We start from the raw sequence: 1,744 nt of genomic DNA, 5'->3' as shown, positions 1-1,744 counted from the left end.
GGTCGTAGGCGTAATCGACCTTGTTGCCGTCGGGGAGGGTTTTTCGTACGAGGCGGCCGGCGTGGTCGCGCTGGTAAACGGTAACTAGCTGACGGCCGTCATCACCGTGTTCGGTTTTTTCCTGCAGGTTGCCGTTGAGGTCATAAACGTAGGCGGTGCGTTGGCCGTCGAAGCCGATTTCCTGCTGGATCAGGCCGTTGGGGTGATAGTTGAGTCGGTAGATTTCGCCGATTTCGTTTTCGATTTCGGTCAGCAGCAGTCGAGCGTTGTCGTAGCGGTATTTGACCTGGCTGCCATCGGCGTTGATGCGACGGCTGATCAGGTGCAGGCCGTTGGCGTATTCGTAGCGGGTGATGTGGCCGAGTTCGTCGCGTTCGGCGGTGATTTTTCCGTAGGGGTTGTAGCTGTATTCTCGCGTGGCACCGCCGGGGAGTACGACGCGAATTAGCCGACCAACGCTGTCCCATTGGTAGTGGGTCAGCGCGTCCTGTTCATCCTCGCGGGCAATCTGGCGGCCCAGATCGTCGTAGCGGTAACGCTTGATGCCGCCGTTCGGCAATTGCTCTTCAAGCAACTGGCCGCGTTCGTTCCACACCAGGCGATGACAGCTGTGATCCGGATACCAAACTCCCGTCAGTTGGCCGTATTTGTTGTAGCTGTAGTCTGTGGAAGTACCGTCAGGGTCGGTCTTGCGAATGACATCGCCTTGGTCATTGCGCTCATATTTCCAAACCGCCTCCCCACGCCGCACAACCCGTACGAAGCCATTGTCATGCTCGTAGGACGTCGGTTCATCATCTCCCGGAAACAACGCAACTAAACGTCCGGCTTCGTCGTACTGATACGCCGTCACCGCCCCGAGCGGATCCTGCTCGACCGTCAGCCGGCCTTTAGCGTCGTAGGATTTAAAATGCTGGGCGCCGTCCGGATCAACACGCTGCACCAACCGCGCCCGGTCATCGTGGACGTACACCTCCTGGCTGCCGTCGGCGTTATGCACGACAACACGGCCGTCATCACCCCAGACATACCGCGTATCCATCTGCGAAAAACTGGCCCAGTGCCGGACACAGCGTGCCGCTTTACCGGAGCGTTCCCATTCCCAAAAGAAACTCGCGCCACCGGCCAGTCCACGCTCCAGAATGACGTGCTGCTCGTCGTACCGATAAACCTCGCTTTCGCCTACCGCATTGGTCGCCGAAACGAGTCGGCCCGAGTCGTCATAGGCGTAGGAAACAATGCTCTGCTCCGTCACCCATTCGTAAGGCTCATACCCCTTGGCCCGCTGAACCTGGTAATCCACCGCCACAATGCGGCCCAGCTCATAACGCAAACACAACGAGCGGCCGACACCGTTATCCAGCCGCTCAATACGCCCCATAAAATCCCGGGCAATCCGCAGCCGGTTGTCATACGCATCACTGATCGAGAACAGCACACCGTCGCGAAAGTGATAAAACCGCGACGCCTGGGCCAGCACTAAATCGTCCGGCGAAGATCCCAAGTAAATCGCCGCTTCGGCGAGGCTATTGGTGATCGCGGGGCGCGCCTCAGTCGGCATCGGAAACGAAGTAATGCGATTCTCATGGTCCGTCCACACCACCGAGTCACCGGAAACCATAAGCCGCTGCGCCAGTGAATGGCTCCAACCAAACCCGAGCCCAACATCCACTTCCACCGCGCTGGTGCGATACAACCGTGTCCATTCAAACGGCAAAATCCCCTCCAGCACACCGTCGGTCAG

At 58.7% G+C, this 1,744-nt stretch carries 1 protein-coding gene; it reads right to left on the bottom strand.

From position 1 onward, the window contains the following. Positions 1-1,744 (bottom strand): DUF6531 domain-containing protein (locus tag JWR98_RS30375; protein ID WP_205491814.1); only part of this gene is annotated, 1,744 nt, incomplete at both ends.

This window comes from Pseudomonas lactucae (assembly GCF_016937615.1).
Lineage (GTDB): Bacteria > Pseudomonadota > Gammaproteobacteria > Pseudomonadales > Pseudomonadaceae > Aquipseudomonas > Aquipseudomonas lactucae.
The sequence above is the reverse complement of the archived record's forward strand: the minus strand, read 5'-3'. Positions and strand labels throughout refer to the sequence as shown.